A 20028-nucleotide genomic window follows, 5' to 3' on the forward strand; every position below is an offset into this window, starting at 1 on the left:
GTACGTGTACGAGGAGGCCCGCTAAATGGCTCGGCGATACGACACCAACGACGCCACCGACCGCACGACCGGTCTGCGCGAGGCCGCGTCCGCCGTCCGCCGCGGCGAGCTGGTGGTCCTCCCGACCGACACGGTCTACGGCATCGGCGCCGACGCGTTCTCCTCCGAGGCCGTCACCGACCTGCTGGAGGCGAAGGGCCGCGGCCGTGGCATGCCCACGCCCGTCCTGATCGGCTCCCCGAACACCCTGCACGGGCTCGTCACGGACTTCTCCGAGATGGCCTGGGAACTCGTCGACGCCTTCTGGCCGGGCGCCCTCACGCTCGTCGCCAAGCACCAGCCGTCCCTCCAGTGGGACCTGGGGGACACCCGTGGCACGGTCGCCGTACGCATGCCCCTGCACCCCGTCGCCATCGAACTGCTGACCGAGGTCGGCCCCATGGCGGTCTCCTCCGCCAACCTGACCGGCCACCCGTCGCCGGAGGACTGTGACGCCGCGCAGGAGATGCTCGGCGACTCCGTCTCCGTCTACCTGGACGGCGGCCCCACGCCCGGAATCGTCCCGTCGTCGATCGTCGACGTCACGGGCAAGGTGCCGGTCCTGCTGCGCGCGGGCGCGCTGTCGGCGGACGAGCTGCGCAAGGTGGTCCCCGACCTCGAGGTGGCGAATTGACAGCCCCTGACGCGGGGCGTGGCATAGGCACGCGTCAGGGGGTCACGGGGGCTCACTACTGGGACGGGGCCTCGCGGGACGCCTTCCGCATCCTCCATGTCAGCACCGGCAACGTATGCCGCTCACCGATCACCGAGCGGCTGACCAGGCATGCCCTGGCGGACCGCCTCGGCGACCCGCTGTGGGGCGGCCTGATCGTGGAGAGCGCCGGTACGTGGGGTCACGAGGGGGCGCCCATGGAGGCCAACGCGGAGGCGGTCCTCGCGGAGTTCGGCGCGGACGCCTCCGGCTTCACCGGGCGCGAGCTGCTCGACGAGCACGTGATCAGGGCCGACCTGGTGCTGACGGCGACCCGGGACCACCGCCAGCAGGTCATCTCGATGGGCCACTCGGCGGGCCTGCGCACGTTCACCCTCAAGGAGTTCACCCGCCTGGTGAAGGCGATCGACCCGGCGACCCTGCCGCCCCTGGACGACGGCATGATCGAACGCGCCCGTGCCCTGGTCCGCGCGGCGGCGGCTCTACGCGGGTGGCTCCTGGCGCCCACGGCGGAGGCGGACGAGGTGTACGACCCGTACGGGGCCCCTCTGACCTTCTTCCGGTCGATCGGGGACGAGATACAGCAGGCGCTGGATCCGGTGGTGACTGCGCTGACCGGGGTTCCTGCCAAGGCCTGAGCGCCTATCGGGGTGCCTCGGGGGCTTGGTCTGTGGCTGCGGGTCCGTTGTGGCTTGTCGCGCAGTTCCTCGCGCCCCTTCGGGGCGCTGGGGCCTACTCTGGACTACACGTCACCGTCGACGTCCGGAGCCCACCATGTCGGTCACGCATGCCATTGAGAGCGATGTTGACGTACTGCGGCGGCAGGACCCCGAGCTGGCCGAAGTGCTGCTCGGTGAGGCCCGGCGGCAGGCGACGACCCTGCAGCTGATCGCCGCCGAGAACTTCACCTCTCCCGCCGTGCTGGCCGCCCTCGGCTCGGCGCTCGCCAACAAGTACGCCGAGGGGTATCCCGGGGCCCGGCACCACGGTGGGTGCGAGATCGTCGACGTCGCCGAGCGGGTCGCGGTGGAACGGGCCAGGGCGCTGTTCGGGGCCGAACACGCCAACGTCCAGTCCCACTCCGGGTCTTCGGCCGTTCTGGCCGCCTACGCCGCCCTCCTGCGCCCCGGTGACACCGTTCTGGCTCTCGGGCTGCCCCACGGCGGCCATCTCACCCACGGGTCGCCCGCCAACTTCTCCGGGCGCTGGTTCGAGTTCGTTCCGTACGGAGTGGACGCCGAGAGCGGGCTCATCGACTACGAGCAGGTGCGGACGCTTGCCCGTACGCATCGGCCCAAGGCCGTCGTCTGCGGCTCCATCGCCTACCCCCGGCACATCGACTACGCCCTCTTCCGCGAGATCGCCGACGAGGTGGGCGCCTACCTCATCGCCGACGCCGCCCATCCCATCGGGCTCGTCGCCGGGGGAGCGGCGCCCAGTCCGGTGCCGTACGCCGATGTCGTCTGCGCGACCACCCACAAGGTGCTGCGCGGGCCGCGCGGCGGGATGCTGCTGTGCGGTGCCGAGCTGGCGGAACGGGTCGACCGGGCGGTTTTCCCGTTCACCCAGGGCGGTGCGCAGATGCACACGATCGCCGCCAAGGCCGTCGCCTTCGGCGAGGCGGCGACCCCGGCCTTCACGGCGTACGCCCATCAGGTGGTCGCCAACGCGCGCGTGCTCGCGGCGGGCCTGGCCGCCGAGGGGTTCACGGTCACCACCGGGGGGACGGACACGCATCTCATCACCGTCGATCCGGCGCCGCTCGGCGTCGACGGGCGTACCGCGCGGGGGCTGCTTTCCGCCGCCGGAGTGGTTCTGGACTGCTGTGCGCTGCCGCACGGGGAGGCGCGTGGGCTGCGGCTCGGGACCGCCGCGCTGACCACCCAGGGGATGGGCGAGGCCGAGATGGCACGGGTCGCCGTACTGCTCGCGGGTGTGCTGCGTGGGGCCCTGGAGAGTGGTGGGGCGCGTGAAGAGGTGCGGGAGCTGGCCGGTAGATTTCCGCCGTATCCCGGGCGGTGAGGGGTAATCGTCAACCTGTGCACAGGCACGCGTGCAACCATCGTCGCTACCCGGAAGTCCCCATCCTTAAGCGTCCCTCGCTAGGGTGTGGGGCCTGGATGGCCAGCGAGACCTGTGGGGAAGCCCGTGCGTGAATACCTGCTGACGCTCTGCATCACGGCCGCGGTGACGTATCTGCTGACAGGGCCGGTACGGAAGTTCGCGATCGTGGCCGGAGCGATGCCGGAGATCAGGGCCCGTGACGTGCACCGGGAACCCACTCCGCGGCTCGGCGGGATCGCGATGTTCTTCGGCCTGTGCGCGGGCCTGCTGGTCGCCGACCACCTCACCAACCTGCACACGGTCTTCGTCAACTCGAACGAACCGCGAGCACTGCTCTCGGGTGCCGCGCTGATCTGGCTGATCGGGGTCCTCGACGACAAGTTCGAGATCGACGCCCTGATCAAGCTGGGCGGCCAGATGATCGCCGCCGGCGTCATGGTCATGCAGGGTCTGACCATCCTGTGGCTGCCGATCCCGTCGGTGGGCAATGTCGCGCTGACCCAGTGGCAGGGCACCCTGCTGACGGTCGCGCTCGTCGTCATCACCATCAACGCGGTGAACTTCGTCGACGGCCTGGACGGCCTCGCGGCCGGCATGGTGTGCATCGCCTCGGCCGCGTTCTTCCTCTACGCCTACCGGATCTGGGTCTCGTACGGCATCGAGGCCGCCGCCCCGGCCACCCTGTTCGCGGTGATCCTGATGGGCATGTGCCTCGGCTTCCTGCCGCACAACATGCACCCCGCGCGGATCTTCATGGGCGACTCCGGGTCGATGCTCATCGGCCTGGTGCTGGCGGCCGGCGCGATCTCCATCACCGGGCAGATGGACCCGGACGCGATGAACCTGTTCTCCGGGTCCGAGCGCAACACCGTCCACCAGATGGTGCCGGTCTACATCCCGCTGCTGATGCCGCTCACCATCATCGCCATCCCGGCCGCCGACCTGGTGCTGGCCATCGTGCGGCGCACCTGGCGCGGTCAGTCGCCGTTCGCCGCCGACCGGGGGCATCTGCACCACCGGCTCCTGGAGGTCGGCCACTCGCACAGCAGGGCCGTCCTGATCATGTACTTCTGGTCGGCGCTGATCGGCTTCGGGGCGCTGTCCTACTCGGTCAACAACGCGTCCATGTGGATCGTCCTCAGTGTGGTGGCTCTGAGCGCGATCGGCCTCGTACTCCTGCTGCTGCCGCGCTTCGCGCCCCGCACCCCGCGCTGGGCCGAGCGCTTCGTGCCGCCGCGCTACCGTCGCGCCCGTGCCGCGACCGTGGCGGAGGCCGCCGCGACGGCGCCCGCAGCCTCCGTGCCCGCCGCCCCCGCGGAGCACCGCTCTCCGGTGCGGTCCGGGGTCTCGGGAGTCAACGGAGCGACCGCGATCGGAACCCGATCGCGACCTCTGGACCGGCGCAAGGCAGGGTCGTCACGCTGACCCAAGGTAAGAATCTGACTAACACTTTGCTTGAAACAGAGAGAGCGTCTCGCGGATAAAGTGCCCAATACCAGACAAGTCGGCGCCGGAACTGCACAGACGCGCAGGTTCACTCTCATGTGTGACACCGAGCACACCAGCCAGGTAAAGACCTCATCAAATAGTTTGTGATACGGTTCACGAGAACCCCGGATGGAGCCGAAGGACCGCAGTGCGACGGTCCGTTGGCGCGAGTTTCTGTGCTCGAACCGGGGACTACGCTCGTCCATGACGACACCTGCCCCCCTGTGAAAGCGGAGTTGCCGCCATGCCGTCCAATGACGCCCGGATCCTGCTTCAAGCAGCTGTGCCCACAGCCGCCGTCGGCGCACTCGCCGCCGTCGTCAGTGCTGTGGCCGCGGGTGCCGACGGCGCGATCGGGGCGGTCGTCGCGACGCTGGTCGTGATCCTCTTCATGGGAATCGGGCTCTACGTTCTGCAGCGCACCGCCAAAACGCTTCCGCATCTGTTCCAGGCAATGGGACTGATGTTGTACGCGGCCCAGATTCTTCTGCTGTTCATCTTCGTCTCGGCGTTCAAGAACACGACGCTGTTCAACCCCAGGGCCTTCGCGCTCACGCTGCTCGCAGGCACGCTCGCCTGGATCGCGGCGCAGGCGCGGGCCCACATGAAGGCGAAGATCCTTTACGTCGAACCCGACTCCACGACGGGGGACAAGCCCGAAAAGACGGGGCACTCGTCGTGAGAGGTAGGGCCGGGATAAGCACGTCTGGGAGATCCTGCTATCGTCCGGTGCCAACTGCGGCATCGCGGGCGCGGGCATCTGAGCTGACGCCTGCTCAATCGCGAGGCTTGATGCCCCACAGCCGCCCCCACATCCGTAACACCAGTCCAGTGCCGAACCGCGGCTGCGCGCCGCGCCGACACAACGAGGTTGCCGTACCCATGCGTCACGCCGAAGGAGCCCGTGGTGAGTGCTGACCAGACCCAGCTCGCCTTTGACTGGAGCTGTCGGATCATGTCCGACAACGGCTGTGGCTTCCCGGCTCCGGGCCTGCACTCGTTCCTCTTCAAGCCGATCGCCACGGTCGGCGGGTTCGAGTTCAACAAGGTGATGCTGCTCGCGATCATCACCAGCCTTCTGGTCGTCACCTTCTTCACCCTTGCCTTCGGCAAGGCGAAGCTGGTCCCGGGCAAGCTGCAGATGATCGGCGAGGCAGGCTACGACTTCGTACGCCGTGGCATCGTCTACGAGACCATCGGCAAGAAGGAGGGCGAGAAGTTCGTCCCCTTCATGGTCTCGCTGTTCTTCTTCATCTGGATCATGAACATCTGGTCCGTGATCCCGCTGGCACAGTTCCCGGTGTCCTCGGTCATCGCCTACCCGATGGTGCTGGCCGCCATCGTCTACCTGGTGTGGGTCTCGCTGACCTTCAAGAGGCACGGTTTCGTCGGCTTCTTCAAGAACATCACCGGCTACGACAAGTCGCTCGGCCCGGTGCTGCCGCTCGTGATGGTCATCGAGTTCTTCTCGAACCTGCTGGTCAGGCCGTTCACGCACGCCGTGCGACTGTTCGCCAACATGTTCGCAGGCCACCTGATGCTGGTCATGTTCACGGTCGCCTCCTGGTACCTGCTGAACAGCTGGATGGTGCCGGCCGCCGGTGTCTCCTTCGTGATGGCCGTCGTCATGATCGGCTTCGAGCTCTTCGTCCAGGCCGTGCAGGCATACGTCTTCGTGCTGCTGGCCTGCACCTACGTTCAGGGCGCTCTCGCAGAGCACCACTGAGCGGACCCCCTCAGCCCCAGAACGTCCGGTGGCCAACCCCCACCGGTCCTGAAAGAGAAGGAAGAATCAGCATGGCTGCCCTTGAGACCCTCGCCGCTGTCGAAGGCAACATCGGTTCCATCGGCTACGGCCTCGCCGCCATCGGCCCCGGCGTCGGCGTCGGCATCATCTTCGGCAACGGCACCCAGGCGCTCGCCCGCCAGCCCGAAGCGGCCGGTCTGATCCGTGCCAACCAGATCCTCGGTTTCGCGTTCTGTGAGGCGCTCGCCCTCATCGGCATCGTCATGCCGTTCGTCTACTAGACCGACGTATCGACGATCGAAACCTTTCAAGGAAAGGCACTGATGTGATCGCCAACCTGGTACAGCTGGCGGCCGAGGAAGAGCAGAACCCGCTCATCCCGCCCGGTCCCGAGCTGCTTGTCGGCGCCATCGCCTTCGCCATCGTGTTCTTCTTCTTCTGGAAGAAGCTGCTTCCGAACATCAACAAGGTTCTGGAGGAGCGTCGCGCGGCGATCGAGGGCGGTATCGAAGAGGCCGACGCCATGAAGGTCGAGGCCCAGAGCGTGCTTGAGCAGTACAAGGCTCAGCTCGCCGAGGCCCGGCACGAGGCCGCGCGGCTGCGCCAGGAGGCGCAGGAGCAGGGTGCCACGCTCATCGCCGAGATGCGCGCGGAAGGCCAGCGGCAGCGCGAGGAGATCGTCGCCGCCGGTCACTCCCAGCTCGACGCCGACCGCAAGGCCGCCTCGTCCGCGCTCCGCCAGGACGTCGGCAAGCTCGCGACCGAGCTGGCCGGCAAGCTCGTAGGCGAGTCCCTTGAGGACCACGCCCGGCAGAGCCGTGTGATCGACCGTTTCCTCGATGACCTTGAGGAGAAGGCCGAGGCGACTCGATGAGCGTGCACGGAGCCAGTCGCGAGGCTGCCGCCGCCGCACGCGAGAGCCTCGACGCGCTGACGGACTCGACGTCCGCCGACGCGAAGAAGCTGTCCGACGAACTGGCCGCGGTCACCGCGCTGCTGCACCGCGAGGTGTCGCTGCGACGGGTCCTGACCGACCCGGCGCAGTCCGGCGAGGGCAAGGCCGACCTGGCCCGGCGCCTGTTCGCCGGCCAGGTCGGCGGGCCCACCGCCGACCTGGTGGCCGGCATGGTGCGCTCCCGCTGGTCGCGCTCGCGCGATCTGGTGGACGCCCTGGAGGACCTGGCGGACATCGCCGACCTCACGGCAGCCCAGCGGACGGGCAGGCTCGACAACGTCGAGGACGAGCTGTTCCGGTTCGGCCGGATCGTCTCCTCGAACACCGAGCTGCGCGCCGCGCTCACCGACCGGGCCGCGACCACCGCCGCCAAGGGCGAGCTGCTGCGCAGCCTGCTCGGCGGCCGGGCTACGACCACCACCGAGCGTCTGGTGACGCGCCTTGTGACCGCGCCGCGGGGACGTAGCCTGGAGGCGGGACTCGAGTCCCTGTCCAAGCTCGCCGCCGAGCGCCGGGACCGCATGGTCGCCGTCGTCACCTCCGCGGTCCCGCTGAGCGACCCGCAGAAGCAGCGCCTCGGCGCCGCCCTCGCGAAGCTCTACGGCCGCCAGATGCACCTCAACCTCGACGTGGACCCCGAGGTCCTCGGCGGAATCCGGGTGCTGGTCGGCGACGAGGTCATCAACGGCAGCATCGCGGACCGCATCGAGGACGCCGGCCGCCGCATGGCGAGCTAGCACCAAACTTCACAGCAGTACGAAAGCAGCACGACAGCAGTACGTACGTACACCTACGGCCCTGGTTGGGCCGTGCAGAGGATTCACCTCTTTGTGGGGGGAGTCCGGGAGTCTAGGCACCCCCCAAGTGAAACTTCGGGCCCAACAAGGAGAGCAGGGAACCCAGATGGCGGAGCTCACGATCCGGCCGGAGGAGATCCGGGACGCGCTGGAGAACTTTGTCCAGTCGTACAAGCCGGACGCGGCCTCGCGCGAGGAGGTCGGTACGGTCACCCTTGCCGGCGACGGCATCGCGAAGGTCGAGGGCCTGCCCTCGGCCATGGCCAACGAACTGCTGAAGTTCGAGGACGGCACCCTCGGTCTCGCGCTCAACCTCGAAGAGCGCGAGATCGGTACCGTCATCCTCGGCGAGTTCAGCGGCATCGAGGAGGGACAGCCGGTCACCCGTACCGGTGAGGTCCTCTCCGTGGCCGTCGGCGAGGGCTACCTCGGCCGCGTCGTCGACCCGCTCGGCAACCCGATCGACGGCCTCGGCGAGATCGAGACCAGCGGTCGTCGCGCCCTGGAGCTGCAGGCTCCGGGCGTCATGGCGCGCAAGTCGGTGCACGAGCCGATGGAGACGGGCTACAAGGCCGTCGACGCGATGACCCCGATCGGCCGCGGCCAGCGTCAGCTGGTCATCGGCGACCGCCAGACCGGCAAGACCGCGCTGGCCGTCGACACGATCATCAACCAGCGTGACAACTGGCGCTCCGGCGACCCGAAGAAGCAGGTCCGCTGCGTCTACGTCGCCATCGGCCAGAAGGGTTCGACCATCGCCTCCGTGCGTGGCGCCCTCGAAGAGGCCGGCGCGCTGGAGTACACGACCATCGTCGCCGCCCCGGCGTCCGACCCGGCCGGCTTCAAGTACCTGGCGCCGTACACCGGTTCGGCCATCGGCCAGCAGTGGATGTACGAGGGCAAGCACGTCCTCATCATCTTCGACGACCTCTCGAAGCAGGCCGACGCCTACCGCGCCGTGTCCCTGCTGCTGCGCCGCCCGCCGGGCCGTGAGGCCTACCCGGGTGACGTCTTCTACCTGCACTCCCGTCTGCTGGAGCGCTGCGCGAAGCTCTCCGACGAGCTGGGCGCGGGCTCGATGACCGGTCTGCCGATCGTCGAGACGAAGGCCAACGACGTCTCGGCGTTCATCCCGACCAACGTCATCTCCATCACCGACGGCCAGTGCTTCCTGGAGTCGGACCTCTTCAACGCCGGTCAGCGCCCCGCGCTGAACGTCGGTATCTCCGTCTCCCGCGTCGGTGGCTCGGCTCAGCACAAGGCCATGCGCCAGGTGTCCGGCCGACTGCGCCTCGACCTCGCCCAGTACCGCGAGCTGGAGGCGTTCGCCGCCTTCGGTTCCGACCTGGACGCCGCGTCGAAGTCCCAGCTGGAGCGCGGTCAGCGTCTCGTCGAGCTGCTCAAGCAGCCGCAGTACGAGCCGATGGCCACCGAGGACCAGGTCGTCTCCATCTGGACCGGCACCACCGGCCGGATGGACGAGGTGCCGGTGGCCGACATCCGCCGCTTCGAGAAGGAGCTGCTCGAGTACCTGCACCGCAAGGAGCAGGGCCTCATGACCTCCATCAAGGAGGGCGCGAAGATGTCGGACGACACGATCACCGCCATCGGGGACGCCGTCGCGGAGTTCAAGAAGCAGTTCGAGACCTCGGACGGCAAGCTGCTCGGCGAAGACGCTCCCGCCGCCGCGGGCAAGTGACGACGGAAGGGACCTGACTCATGGGAGCCCAGCTCCGGGTCTACAAGCGTCGCATCAAATCCGTCACCGCGACCAAGAAGATCACCAAGGCGATGGAGATGATCGCCGCCTCGCGTGTCGTCAAGGCGCAGCGCAAGGTGGCGGCCTCCGCGCCGTACGCGACCGAGCTCACCCGCGCGGTCACGGCGGTCGGCACGGGCTCGAACACCAGGCACCCGCTGACCACCGAGGCCGAGACGCCGACCCGTTCCGCGGTCCTGCTCCTGTCGAGCGACCGCGGTCTGGCCGGCGCCTTCAACTCGAACGCGATCAAGGCCGCCGAGAAGCTGACGGCGCGCCTTGAGGCGGAGGGCAAGGAGGTCGACACGTACATCGTCGGCCGCCGTGGCCTCGCCCACTACAACTTCCGCGAGCGCAAGGTCGTGGAGTCGTGGTCGGGCTTCACCGACGAGCCGACGTACGCGGACGCCAAGAAGGTCGCGGCTCCGCTCATCGAGGCCATCGAGAAGGAGACGGCGGACGGCGGCGTGGACGAACTCCACATCGTCTACACCGAGTTCGTCTCGATGATGACGCAGAACGCGGTCGACGGCCGTCTGCTCCCGCTCCGCCTCGAAGAGGTGGCCGCGGAGTCGACGGGGAAGGGCGAGATCCTTCCGCTGTACGACTTCGAGCCGTCGGCGGAGGACGTCCTCGACGCCCTGCTGCCGCGGTACGTCGAGAGCCGTATTTACAACGCGATGCTCCAGTCGGCTGCTTCCAAGCACGCTGCCACGCGCCGCGCGATGAAGTCGGCCACCGACAACGCGGGAGACCTCATCACGACGCTCTCCCGACTTGCCAACGCGGCCCGACAGGCCGAAATCACCCAGGAAATCAGCGAGATCGTCGGTGGCACCGCAGCCCTGGCCGACGCGACCGCGGGGAGTGACAGGTAAATGACGACGACAGTTGAGACGGCCGTTGCCACGGGCCGCGTCGCCCGGGTCATCGGCCCGGTCGTCGACGTGGAATTCCCCGTCGACGCCATGCCGGAGATCTACAACGCCCTTCACGTCGAGGTGGCCGACCCGGCCCTCGCCGGCGAGAAGAAGACGCTGACCCTGGAGGTCGCCCAGCACCTGGGTGACGGCCTGGTCCGCACCATCTCCATGCAGCCCACCGACGGTCTGGTCCGCCAGGCCGTGGTCACCGACACGGGTACGGGCATCACCGTCCCGGTCGGCGACTTCACCAAGGGCAAGGTGTTCAACACCCTCGGTGAGGTACTGAACTCCGACGAGGAGTACACGGGCGAGCGCTGGTCCATCCACCGCAAGGCCCCGCGCTTCGACGAGCTCGAGTCGAAGACCGAGATGTTCGAGACCGGCATCAAGGTCATCGACCTTCTCACCCCGTACGTCAAGGGTGGAAAGATCGGCCTGTTCGGCGGTGCCGGTGTCGGCAAGACGGTGCTCATCCAGGAGATGATCTACCGCGTCGCCAACAACCACGACGGTGTCTCCGTGTTCGCCGGTGTCGGTGAGCGCACCCGTGAGGGCAACGACCTCATCGAGGAGATGGCCGACTCGGGCGTCATCGACAAGACCGCCCTGGTCTTCGGTCAGATGGACGAGCCCCCGGGCACCCGTCTGCGCGTGGCCCTGGCCGGTCTGACCATGGCGGAGTACTTCCGCGATGTGCAGAAGCAGGACGTGCTGTTCTTCATCGACAACATCTTCCGCTTCACGCAGGCCGGTTCCGAGGTCTCGACCCTGCTCGGCCGTATGCCCTCCGCGGTGGGCTACCAGCCGAACCTGGCCGACGAGATGGGTCTCCTCCAGGAGCGCATCACCTCGACCCGTGGTCACTCGATCACCTCGCTGCAGGCGATCTACGTCCCCGCGGACGACCTGACCGACCCGGCCCCGGCCACCACGTTCGCCCACCTCGACGCGACGACGGTGCTGTCCCGTCCGATCTCCGAGAAGGGCATCTACCCGGCCGTGGACCCGCTGGACTCCACGTCCCGCATCCTGGACCCCCGCTACATCGCGGCGGACCACTACAACACGGCCATGCGTGTCAAGACGGTCCTGCAGAAGTACAAGGACCTTCAGGACATCATCGCGATCCTCGGTATCGACGAGCTGGGCGAAGAGGACAAGCTCGTCGTCCACCGTGCCCGTCGCGTGGAGCGCTTCCTCTCCCAGAACACCCACGTCGCCAAGCAGTTCACCGGCGTCGACGGGTCGGACGTACCGCTGGACGAGTCGATCACCGCGTTCAACGCGATCATCGACGGCGACTACGACCACTTCCCGGAGCAGGCGTTCTTCCTCTGCGGTGGCATCGAGGACCTCACGGCCAACGCCAAGGAGCTGGGCGTCTCCTGAACTCCCTGAGTTCGACGTGAGTCCTAAGACTCACCGGTGAGGGGGCGGGCGCGTCCCGCCCCCTCACTCACGCCCACTGCTGCATCTATCTGGGGGATAACCCCCAGACCCCCAGCCGAAAAGCCGGGGAGTGGGCCCCGGCGATTTGTTGCTCGGAGCCCCACTAGACTTAGACCTACACCCGGTGTCCCTGCCGGGTGGTGACCCGAGGAGCCAACCTTGGCTGCTGAGCTGCATGTCGAGCTGGTCGCTGCCGACCGTCAGGTCTGGTCCGGCGAGGCCACCCTGGTCGTCGCGCGCACCACGTCCGGCGACATCGGCGTCATGCCCGGTCACCAGCCGCTGCTCGGTGTGCTGGAGTCGGGCCCTGTGACCATCCGTACGAGTGATGGTGGAACGGTCGTCGCCGCAGCGCACGGCGGTTTCATCTCGTTCGCGGACAACAAGCTGTCGCTGCTGGCGGAGGTCGCCGAGCTGGCTGACGAGATCGACGTCCAGCGCGTCGAGCGTGAGCTGGAGCGCGCGAAGGCGGAGGGCGACGCCTCTGCCGAGCGGCGTGCCGACGTCCGGCTGCGGGCCGTGGCGGCGCGCTGACTTGGGGGTACCTCCCAGGCCCTTAAGGCACTGGGGGAGCCACAGTGTGATGCTTTGCCTCAGCCGCGGCTGGGACCGGTTCGCTCCGGTCCCAGCCGCGGCTGAGGCGAATCCGGGTGTTTTTTCTTTTCCGTTACCTAGGAGACGAGGAGGTCGGTGTCGATGATCCTCGCTCTGACTGTGTGCGGCTTGGTAGTGGCGGTCGTGGTGGTGGGCCTGTTCGTCTTCGGCCTCCGCCGTCGGCTCATCCAACGCTCCGGCGGTACGTTCGACTGCAGCCTCCGCTGGGACGTACCCGAGAAACCCGACCCCAGCGGCAAGGGCTGGGGCTACGGCGTCGCCCGCTACAACGGCGACCGCATCGAGTGGTACCGGGTCTTCTCGTACTCCCCCCGACCACGCCGCCTCCTGGAACGCTCGTCGATCGAGGTGGCCGGCCGCCGCGCCCCCGACGGCGAGGAGGAGCTGGCCCTGCTCTCGGACGCGGTCGTGCTCGCGTGTCTCCATCGCGGTACGAGACTCGAACTGGCGATGAGCGACGACGCGCTGACCGGATTCCTCGCGTGGCTGGAAGCAGCCCCGCCCGGTCAGCGCGTCAATGTTGCGTGATGTCGCTTGATCCCTAGCTCGGATTTCTAGTTCAGGCCGGTGTTGATCGCGCTCACCAGCTCCCCGTTGCTCGTGTCGCCGCTGAACTCCCAGAAGAACGCGCCGCCCAGGGCCTGGTTCTTGGCCCAGGTCATCTTCCCGGCGATCGTCGCGGGAGTGTCGTACGACCACCAGTTGTTCCCGCAGTACGCGTACGCCGTACCGGCGATGGTGCCGGTGGCCGGGCAGGACGTCTTGAGGACCTTGTAGTCCTCGATGCCCGCCTCGTACGTACCCGGTGCCGCGCCCGTCGCCGAGCCGCCCGGGGTCGCCTGGGTCACTCCCGTCCAGCCACGCCCGTAGAAGCCGATGCCCAGCAGGAGCTTGGCCGCCGGGACGCCCTTCGCCCTCAACTTGGCGATCGCGTCGGCGGAGTTGAAGCCAGCGGCCGGGATACCGGCGTACGAGGTGAGCGGCGAGTGCGGGGCCGTCGGGCCGTCCGCGTCGAAGGCGCCGAAGTAGTCGTACGTCATCACGTTGTACCAGTCGAGGTAGGCCGAGGCGCCGCCGTAGTCGGCCGCGTCGAGCTTGCCGCCGGAGGAGCCGTCGGCCGTGATGGCCGCGGTGACCAGGTAGTTGGCGCCGAACGTCGAACGCAGCGCCGACATCAGGTTCTTGAAGGCCGCGGGACCGGACGTGTCACAGGTCAGGCCACAGGCGTTCGGGTACTCCCAGTCGATGTCGATGCCGTCGAAGACGTCCGCCCAGCGCGGGTCCTCGACAACAGCCTTGCAGGACGCGGCGAACGCGGCCGGGTTGGCGGCGGCCTGCGCGAAGCCGCCGGAGTAGGTCCAGCCGCCGAAGGAGTAAAGGACCTTGATGTGCGGGTACTTGGCCTTCAGCTGACGCAGTTGGTTGAAGTTGCCGCGCAGCGGCTGGTCCCAGGTGTCGGCCGTGCCGGACACCGACTGGTCGGCGGTGTACGCCTTGTCGTAGGCCGCGTAGGTGTCGTCGACCGTGCACTGGCCGTTCTTGACGTTGCCGAACGCGTAGTTGATGTGGGTGATCTTCGACGCAGAGCCCGAGGTCACCAGGTTCTTGACGTGGTAGTTGCGGCCGTAGACGCCCCACTCGGTGAAGTAGCCGAGCTTGACCTTGTTTCCGGTGGGCGGGTTGGTGCCGCCGGTGGTGCGCACGGCGACCGCGCCGCTCACCGGGCCCAACTGGTCGGCGCTGTCCCGGGCCTGGACGGTGTACGAGTAGTCCGTACCGGCGGTCAGACCCGTGTCCGTGTACGAGGTGGTCGTCACCGTCGCGACCTTGGTGCCGCCGCGCAGGACGTCGTAGTTCTTGATGCCCTTGTCGTCGGTGGCCGCGCTCCAACTCAGGCTCGCCGAGGTGTTGGTGACGCCGGAGGCGGTCGGAGTGCCGGGCGCGGAGGGGGCGTTGTCGCCGGGGACCGCGCCGCCGCTGCAACTGCCGCCGTTCAGCTTGCAGTTGGCGGGGGAGCCGGAGCCGGCGCCGTTGAAGCCGAAGGAGACGGCGGCGCCGGGGGCCAGGGTGCCGTTCCAGGACTTGTTCTTGGCGGTCCAGTGGGTGCCGGACGAGGTGACGTCGGCGTCCCAGGCCGAGGTGACGGACGTACCGGAGGGGAAGTCCCACTCGACCGTCCATGAACTGAGCGTCGTGGTACCGGTGTTGGTGACGGTCCACTTGCCCTCGAAGCCGCTGCCCCAGTCCTGGGTCTTGGCATAGGTGGCGGTAGCAGAGGTGGCCGCCTCGGCCGGGCCCGCGAGGCCGACCAGGGCGGCGAGGGGGAGCAGCAGGGTGGTCAGGCCTGCCGTGAGCCGGTGTCTGAAGCGCATGACGCGCCTCCTTGGGGGTGTCATGGGGGCGTGACTGAGCCTCACGCCCACGGTGCCGCGAGAATAGGAAGGTCTGGACCACGGGTCAATAGGTCTGGACCACTTCGGCTCAAGGCTCGCCCGAGTTCCCTAAACCCCCAACTCCTGCGCCAGTACCGCCGCTTGGACCCGACTGCGCAGCTCCAGCTTGCCCAGCAGCCTGCTGACGTGCGTCTTCACCGTTGCCTCGGCCATGTCGAGCCGGGTCGCGATGTCCGCGTTGGACAGCCCCTCGCCGAGACACGACAGCACCTCGCGCTCGCGCCGGGTGAGGGCCTCCAGGACGGCCGGATCGGCTTTCGGCTCCCGTGCCGCCCCCGACGCGAACTCGGCGATGAGCCGCCGGGTGACGGCGGGGGCGATCAGCCCCTCTCCTCGCGCCACCGTCCGTACCGCCTCGATCAGATCCCGCGCCTCCGTGTTCTTCAGCAGGAACCCGGAGGCGCCCGCGCGCAGCGCCCCGAAGACGTACTCGTCGAGGTCGAAGGTGGTCAACACCAGTACGTCGGCGAGTTGTTCGGCGACCACCTGCCGGGTCGCCGACACCCCGTCCAGGCGTGGCATCTGGATGTCCATCAGCACCAGATCCGGCCGCAGTTCACGGGCCAGCGCCACCGCCTGCTCCCCGTCGGACGCCTCTCCGGCGACCTCGATGCCGGGCGCGCTGCCCAGGATGAGGACGAGCCCGGCCCGTACGGCCGACTGGTCCTCGGCGACGAGCACCCGGATGGGCCGTCCCGCTTCCGCAGTCATGCGTCTTCTCCTTCGGACCCGTATTCGGCTTCGGTGAGGGGCAGCGTGGCCCGCACGGCCCAGCGGGCGCCGTCCGCCCCCGCCGCGAAGGTGCCGCCCAGCAGTGCGACCCGCTCCCGCATCCCGACCAGACCGGCACCCGAGCCGGGCGCACGGGGGCTGTCATGACCGGCGTACGGGCTGGTCACGGCGATGCACAGCGAGCAGTCCCGCCGGGTGAGCGCCACCGTGACCCGGCCGGGGGAGGCGTGCTTGAGGGCGTTGGTCAGGGACTCCTGGACGATGCGGTACGTGGCCAGCTCGACCGGCGCGGGCAGGGCGCCGAGGTCGGTGCACAGGTCGGTTCCGGCGCCGGCACCGGTTTCTGTTCCGGTGTCGAGGGTGACGTCGAGGCCGTTCGTGCGGGCGCCGTCGACCAGTGCGCCGAGGCCGTCCAGCGTCGGGGCCGCCGCCGGTTCGAGGTCGCCGCCGCTGTCGCGCAGGATGCCGATCAGGCGGCGCATCTCGGCCAGTCCCGCGACGCTGTTCTCGCGGATGACACCGAGGGCCTTCTTGGAGGTGTCGGGGTCGTCGAGGGAGAGCGCGGCCGTGGAGTGGATCGCGATGGCGGAGAGGTGGTTGGCGACCATGTCGTGCAACTCCCGTGCCATCCGAGCCCGTTCGGAGGCGACGGCCTGGGTGCGGTCCAACTCGGCCAGCAGCGCGGTCTGTTCGGCGCGCAGCTGGGCGGACTCGGCGGCGTCGCGGTGGTTGCGGACGATCAGCCCGGTGGCGGCGGGGGTGAACCCGACGATGCCGATGACGACCCCGATGAGCAGCGCCTCCGGGTCCCGCCAGATGGCGAAGGGCACGACCGTGCCGGCCACCGAGAGCAGCCCGGTGATCCGGGGGACACGGCGGGCGGTGCCGGGCGGCCCGTACAGCACGGCCGCGTACACGAGGTCGGTGAACATCACGAGGGTGACCAGGCTGCCCTGGGTGACGGTGTCCAGGGCCAGCGCGGCCGTGCCGATCAGCAGACCCGTGCGTGGGCGGGCCCGCCGGAGCAGCTCGCAGCCGGCGGTCACGACGAGCGGCAGCAGGACCGGCCAGCGCCCCTCCAGGAGCACGATCGGCTCACCGGCCGGCCGGGTGCCGAGACCGACGGCCCAGAACAGCAGCCCGCCGAGCAGCCCCGCGAGCGCGATACGCACGTCGTCGCGGTGCGGGCGGGGAGGTCGAGGGGCGGCCATGACTCCATCCAACACGGCCGGGGCGCCGCCCGCCTGATCCCCGGGGAGGGTCGGGAGGGGTCCGGAACTGCATCTTTCGATGTACGGGGACTTCCTCGACTTCCTCACCGCCGACGACGAAACGGACACGGACGGCCGGGAGCCTGGAAGAAGAACGGGTTCCCCGGGTCTCCCGGAATCTCCAGTGAGGAGCGAGTCGTGATCGTCGCGTTGATCATCGCCTGCGAGGTCGGCTTCTGGGTGCTGCTGGCGCTCGGTCTGGCCGTCCGCTATCTGCTGAGGTGGCGCCGGACCAGCGTGGTGCTGCTGCTCTGCGAGCCCCTGCTGGAGCTGGTCCTGTTCACCGTGACGGCGATCGACCTGAAGAACGGCGCCGAACCGGGCTGGGAGCACGGTCTGGCCGCCCTCTACATCGGCTTCACGGTGGCGTACGGCCACTACACGATCCGCTGGCTCGACGGCCACGCCGCCCACCGCCTGGCCGGCGGCCCGCCCCCGCCGAGGCCGCCCCGCTACGGCATGGCCCGCGCCCGGCACGAGGGCAACCTGTGGCTGCGTACGGTCCTGGCGGCCGGCGTCGCGTGCGGGCTGCTCCAGGCGGCGATCTGGTACGTGGGCGACGGGGACACCTCGTCCCTGCGCTCCTTCCAGTGGACGGCGCTCAGGGCCGCGGGCATCCACGGTCTGATCGCGCTGACGTACACGATCTGGCCGAAGCGGGACCCGAACCCCGGATCAGCGCTCCCCGCCCGGAACCCAGAGGACGTCCCCGACCTCCTTGTTGGCCGTACGGGCGAGAATGAAAAGCAGGTCCGATAGCCGGTTGAGGTAGGTCGCGGTGAGCGGATTCATGACGTCCCCGTGCACCTCCAGCGCCGCCCACGTCGAGCGCTCGGCCCGGCGCACCACCGTGCAGGCCTGGTGCAGCAGGGCGGCGCCGGGGGTGCCGCCGGGCAGGATGAACGACCGCAGCTTCTCCAGGTCTTCGAGGAACCGGTCGCAGTCCGCCTCCAGCTTGTCGACGTAGGCCTGCTCGACCCGCAGCGGCGGGAACTCCGGGTTCTCCACCACCGGCGTCGCCAGATCCGCGCCCACGTCGAACAGGTCGTTCTGCACCCGGGTCAGCACCTTGACGACCTCCTCCGCGAGCCCGCCCAGTGCTACGGCGGTCCCGATCACCGCGTTCGCCTCGTTGGTGTCGGCGTAGGCGGAGATCCGCAGATCGGTCTTGGCGACCCGGCTCATGTCCCCGAGGGCGGTGGTGCCCTGGTCGCCGGTCCTGGTGTAGATGCGCGTCAGATTGACCATGCGGCCAATCTAGACGCTGCCCCAAGTCGTGCAGGTGTTCTGGATTCGCACCCACGTCCTGGCGGCCGACGCAGGGCGTGGAAGCCTCGGCGCGGACCGGTCCGCGCAGCGCCAACCAGCTTGAAACCGTGCGGAATTGGCGCTCCGAACGCCGAGGCCGCAATCCCGGTGGCCTCGGCGGCCGGGAGGATCGTCGGGTCCCTCGGACGAGACGTGATCGGTGTCTCACGCCCTGAGACGTGAAACGCGTTACTAAGCAGTCACACCGCACCCTCACGACCGCTAGGGTCCGCCGGAGAGACCAGTACACGAGGCATACGTAAACAGCGCGTCAGGGGAGTCGCACAGTGGCACGGAAGCTTGCCGTCATCGGAGCCGGCCTGATGGGTTCCGGCATCGCCCAGGTCTCCGCCCAGGCGGGCTGGGACGTCGTACTGCGCGATGTCACCGACGAAGCGCTCACCCGTGGCACCGACGGCATCAAGGCCTCGTACGACAAGTTCGTGAGCAAGGGCAAGCTCGACGCGGCCGATGCCGAGGCCGCCCTCGGGCGGATCACCGCGACCACCGATCTCGACGCGGTCGGGGACGCGGACATCGTCGTCGAGGCCGTGTTCGAGAAGCTGGAGGTCAAGCACGAGATCTTCCGCGCGCTCGACAAGATCGCACGCGACGACGCCGTGCTCGCCTCCAACACCTCGGCCATCCCCATCACCAAGATCGCCGCCGTGACCGACCGCCCGGACCGGGTCGTCGGCGCGCACTTCTTCTCGCCGGTGCCGATGATGCAGCTCTGCGAGCTGGTCCGCGGCTACAAGACGAGCGACGAAACCCTCGCCACCACGCGGGAGTTCGCCGAGTCCGTCGGCAAGACCTGCATCGTCGTCAACCGGGATGTCGCCGGTTTCGTGACGACCCGGCTGATCTCGGCGCTCGTCGTCGAGGCGGCCAAGCTGTACGAGTCCGGTGTCGCCAGCGCGGAGGACATCGACCTCGCCTGCAAGCTCGGCTTCGGGCACGCCATGGGCCCGCTGGCCACCGCCGACCTCACCGGGGTCGACATCCTGCTGCACGCCACGAGCAACATCTACACCGAGTCGCAGGACGAGAAGTTCGCTCCTCCGGAGCTGATGCGCCGGATGGTCGACGCCGGTGACATCGGCCGAAAGAGCGGGCAGGGCTTCTACAAGCACTGAGCGGGAAGCAGCAGTAGCAGTCGCAGTAGTAGTGAGCAGCAGTCAGCAGTAATCAGCAGTAGTCAACAGGCACAGAAACCGCACGAACCCCTTGGGCATCACCCTGTGGGGTGAATTGAGTATCGGTTCGCTCACAGACGGCAACCTGACCGCCGCTGAGGCAGTCAGACGTTGCATCACCTACCGACGCGGAGCACGACACGCACTCACGGGAGCGCATATGTACATCAGGGGCGACCACGCCGAGCTGGTCGTCGGGGGCCGCCTCGACGTTCGCAGCGCGGCGGACGCCCGTACGGTCCTGCACACGGCCGTCGACACCGGCGTCGGCGATCTGGTGCTCGACCTGTCCGAGCTGGACTCCTGGGACGCCACCGGCCTCGGTGTGATCATGGGAGCCCACCGACGGTGCGGGCGGTGCGGCCGGCGGCTCGTGCTGCGCGACGTACCACCGCAGATGCAGCGACTGCTGGTGGCCACCCGGCTGCACCGGATCCTGGCCATCGAGGGCGGCATCGGGGTGGAGTCACTGCCCAGAGTGTGAGATCCATGGTGCGAAACGCGCTTCATTCGCAATCCTCACGAGACTGTGACGTCTCGGACGGCGCGGTACCCC

The 20028-nt window shown here is 68.6% G+C and carries 21 protein-coding genes; 17 read left to right on the forward strand and 4 right to left on the reverse strand.

The genetic code is table 11. The annotated features are described in order from the left end of the window. Positions 1-25 precede the first annotated feature (25 nt). The 14 genes from CW359_RS16665 (at position 26) to CW359_RS16730 (ending at position 13040) form a co-directional block, all read left to right on the forward strand. A complete protein-coding gene (locus CW359_RS16665; RefSeq protein WP_105970724.1) occupies positions 26-673 on the forward strand; it encodes an L-threonylcarbamoyladenylate synthase in 648 nt (215 codons plus the stop codon). Next, positions 670-1350 (forward strand): arsenate reductase/protein-tyrosine-phosphatase family protein, encoded by a 681-nt coding sequence (locus tag CW359_RS16670; RefSeq protein WP_105970725.1) that lies wholly within the window; start codon positions 670-672, stop codon positions 1348-1350. Before CW359_RS16665 ends, CW359_RS16670 begins: the two co-directional genes overlap by 4 nt. Before the next feature lie 136 nt (positions 1351-1486). After that, positions 1487-2734, forward strand: coding sequence for a serine hydroxymethyltransferase (locus CW359_RS16675; protein WP_105970726.1), 1248 nt, complete (start codon positions 1487-1489; stop codon positions 2732-2734). Positions 2735-2860: 126 nt separating this feature from the next. Next, positions 2861-4201, forward strand: a complete 1341-nt coding sequence (locus tag CW359_RS16680) for an MraY family glycosyltransferase (RefSeq protein WP_105970727.1) — start codon at positions 2861-2863, stop codon at positions 4199-4201. A gap of 307 nt (positions 4202-4508) precedes the next feature. After that, complete coding sequence (locus CW359_RS16685; protein ID WP_105970728.1) at positions 4509-4946, forward strand: Cg1360 family ATP-synthase-associated protein; 438 nt, start codon at positions 4509-4511, stop codon at positions 4944-4946. A 273-nt stretch (positions 4947-5219) separates the two neighbouring features. Next, the gene (atpB, locus tag CW359_RS16690) at positions 5220-5990 is read left to right on the forward strand and encodes a F0F1 ATP synthase subunit A (RefSeq protein ID WP_105970729.1); all 771 of its coding nucleotides are present in this window, start codon (positions 5220-5222) and stop codon (positions 5988-5990) included. A 71-nt stretch (positions 5991-6061) separates the two neighbouring features. After that, positions 6062-6292: an ATP synthase F0 subunit C gene (gene atpE, locus CW359_RS16695; RefSeq protein ID WP_105970730.1), complete on the forward strand. Its 231-nt coding sequence runs from the start codon at positions 6062-6064 to the stop codon at positions 6290-6292. A gap of 44 nt (positions 6293-6336) precedes the next feature. Further along, positions 6337-6885: a F0F1 ATP synthase subunit B gene (locus CW359_RS16700; protein ID WP_105970731.1), complete on the forward strand. Its 549-nt coding sequence runs from the start codon at positions 6337-6339 to the stop codon at positions 6883-6885. A 2-nt stretch (positions 6886-6887) separates the two neighbouring features. Continuing rightward, a complete protein-coding gene (locus CW359_RS16705) occupies positions 6888-7703 on the forward strand; it encodes a F0F1 ATP synthase subunit delta (protein WP_105970833.1) in 816 nt (271 codons plus the stop codon). A 166-nt stretch (positions 7704-7869) separates the two neighbouring features. Further along, positions 7870-9462, forward strand: a complete 1593-nt coding sequence (gene atpA / locus CW359_RS16710; RefSeq protein WP_105970732.1) for a F0F1 ATP synthase subunit alpha — start codon at positions 7870-7872, stop codon at positions 9460-9462. 20 nt (positions 9463-9482) lie between these two features. Continuing rightward, on the forward strand, positions 9483-10400 hold the full coding sequence (locus CW359_RS16715; protein WP_105970733.1) for a F0F1 ATP synthase subunit gamma: 918 nt from the start codon (positions 9483-9485) through the stop codon (positions 10398-10400). Next, positions 10401-11837 carry a F0F1 ATP synthase subunit beta gene (gene atpD, locus CW359_RS16720; RefSeq protein ID WP_105970734.1) on the forward strand — a complete coding sequence of 479 codons (1437 nt, stop codon included), beginning with the start codon at positions 10401-10403 and terminating at the stop codon, positions 11835-11837. A gap of 219 nt (positions 11838-12056) precedes the next feature. Next, complete coding sequence (locus tag CW359_RS16725; protein WP_105970735.1) at positions 12057-12431, forward strand: F0F1 ATP synthase subunit epsilon; 375 nt, start codon at positions 12057-12059, stop codon at positions 12429-12431. Positions 12432-12593: 162 nt separating this feature from the next. Continuing rightward, complete coding sequence (locus CW359_RS16730) at positions 12594-13040, forward strand: DUF2550 domain-containing protein (protein WP_105970736.1); 447 nt, start codon at positions 12594-12596, stop codon at positions 13038-13040. Positions 13041-13066: 26 nt separating this feature from the next. Here the strand turns inward: CW359_RS16730 and CW359_RS16735 are convergent, their stop codons facing one another. The 3 genes from CW359_RS16735 to CW359_RS16745 all read right to left on the reverse strand — a co-directional run bounded on the left by CW359_RS16735 (position 13067) and on the right by CW359_RS16745 (position 16908). Then, a complete protein-coding gene (locus tag CW359_RS16735; protein ID WP_105970737.1) occupies positions 13067-14884 on the reverse strand; it encodes a glycoside hydrolase family 18 chitinase in 1818 nt (605 codons plus the stop codon). 129 nt (positions 14885-15013) lie between these two features. Continuing rightward, positions 15014-15676, reverse strand: a complete 663-nt coding sequence (locus tag CW359_RS16740) for a response regulator (protein ID WP_105970738.1) — start codon at positions 15674-15676, stop codon at positions 15014-15016. Then, positions 15673-16908 (reverse strand): sensor histidine kinase, encoded by a 1236-nt coding sequence (locus CW359_RS16745; protein ID WP_105970739.1) that lies wholly within the window; start codon positions 16906-16908, stop codon positions 15673-15675. Before CW359_RS16745 ends, CW359_RS16740 begins: the two co-directional genes overlap by 4 nt. 198 nt (positions 16909-17106) lie before the next feature. On the opposite strand from CW359_RS16745, the gene CW359_RS16750 reads away from it, so the two are divergent. Next, a complete protein-coding gene (locus CW359_RS16750; protein ID WP_105970740.1) occupies positions 17107-17727 on the forward strand; it encodes a hypothetical protein in 621 nt (206 codons plus the stop codon). Here CW359_RS16750 and CW359_RS16755 read toward each other — a convergent pair. Continuing rightward, complete coding sequence (locus CW359_RS16755; protein ID WP_105970741.1) at positions 17644-18216, reverse strand: cob(I)yrinic acid a,c-diamide adenosyltransferase; 573 nt, start codon at positions 18214-18216, stop codon at positions 17644-17646. The two genes, CW359_RS16750 and CW359_RS16755, sit on opposite strands and share 84 nt — an antisense overlap. Before the next feature lie 347 nt (positions 18217-18563). On the opposite strand from CW359_RS16755, the gene CW359_RS16760 reads away from it, so the two are divergent. Both CW359_RS16760 and CW359_RS16765 read left to right on the forward strand, forming a co-directional pair. Then, entirely contained in the window at positions 18564-19412 is an 849-nt protein-coding gene (locus tag CW359_RS16760; protein ID WP_105970742.1) for a 3-hydroxyacyl-CoA dehydrogenase family protein, read from the forward strand. A 220-nt stretch (positions 19413-19632) separates the two neighbouring features. After that, positions 19633-19956, forward strand: coding sequence for an STAS domain-containing protein (locus tag CW359_RS16765; RefSeq protein WP_006382151.1), 324 nt, complete (start codon positions 19633-19635; stop codon positions 19954-19956). The last annotated feature ends 72 nt before the right edge of the window (positions 19957-20028 follow it).

This window comes from Streptomyces geranii (genome assembly GCF_002954775.1).
In the GTDB taxonomy this organism is placed as follows: domain Bacteria; phylum Actinomycetota; class Actinomycetes; order Streptomycetales; family Streptomycetaceae; genus Streptomyces; species Streptomyces geranii.

Coding starts and splice junctions, on each gene's coding strand:
- CW359_RS16665 (WP_105970724.1), top strand. CDS start 26: ATGGCTCGGCGATACGACACCAACGACGCCACCGACCGCACGACCGGT.
- CW359_RS16675 (WP_105970726.1), top strand. CDS start 1,487: ATGTCGGTCACGCATGCCATTGAGAGCGATGTTGACGTACTGCGGCGG.
- CW359_RS16685 (WP_105970728.1), top strand. CDS start 4,509: ATGCCGTCCAATGACGCCCGGATCCTGCTTCAAGCAGCTGTGCCCACA.
- atpB (WP_105970729.1), top strand. CDS start 5,220: ATGTCCGACAACGGCTGTGGCTTCCCGGCTCCGGGCCTGCACTCGTTC.
- atpE (WP_105970730.1), top strand. CDS start 6,062: ATGGCTGCCCTTGAGACCCTCGCCGCTGTCGAAGGCAACATCGGTTCC.
- atpA (WP_105970732.1), top strand. CDS start 7,870: ATGGCGGAGCTCACGATCCGGCCGGAGGAGATCCGGGACGCGCTGGAG.
- CW359_RS16715 (WP_105970733.1), top strand. CDS start 9,483: ATGGGAGCCCAGCTCCGGGTCTACAAGCGTCGCATCAAATCCGTCACC.
- atpD (WP_105970734.1), top strand. CDS start 10,401: ATGACGACGACAGTTGAGACGGCCGTTGCCACGGGCCGCGTCGCCCGG.
- CW359_RS16730 (WP_105970736.1), top strand. CDS start 12,594: ATGATCCTCGCTCTGACTGTGTGCGGCTTGGTAGTGGCGGTCGTGGTG.
- CW359_RS16735 (WP_105970737.1), bottom strand. CDS start 14,884: ATGCGCTTCAGACACCGGCTCACGGCAGGCCTGACCACCCTGCTGCTC.
- CW359_RS16740 (WP_105970738.1), bottom strand. CDS start 15,676: ATGACTGCGGAAGCGGGACGGCCCATCCGGGTGCTCGTCGCCGAGGAC.
- CW359_RS16745 (WP_105970739.1), bottom strand. CDS start 16,908: ATGGCCGCCCCTCGACCTCCCCGCCCGCACCGCGACGACGTGCGTATC.
- CW359_RS16755 (WP_105970741.1), bottom strand. CDS start 18,216: ATGGTCAATCTGACGCGCATCTACACCAGGACCGGCGACCAGGGCACC.
- CW359_RS16765 (WP_006382151.1), top strand. CDS start 19,633: ATGTACATCAGGGGCGACCACGCCGAGCTGGTCGTCGGGGGCCGCCTC.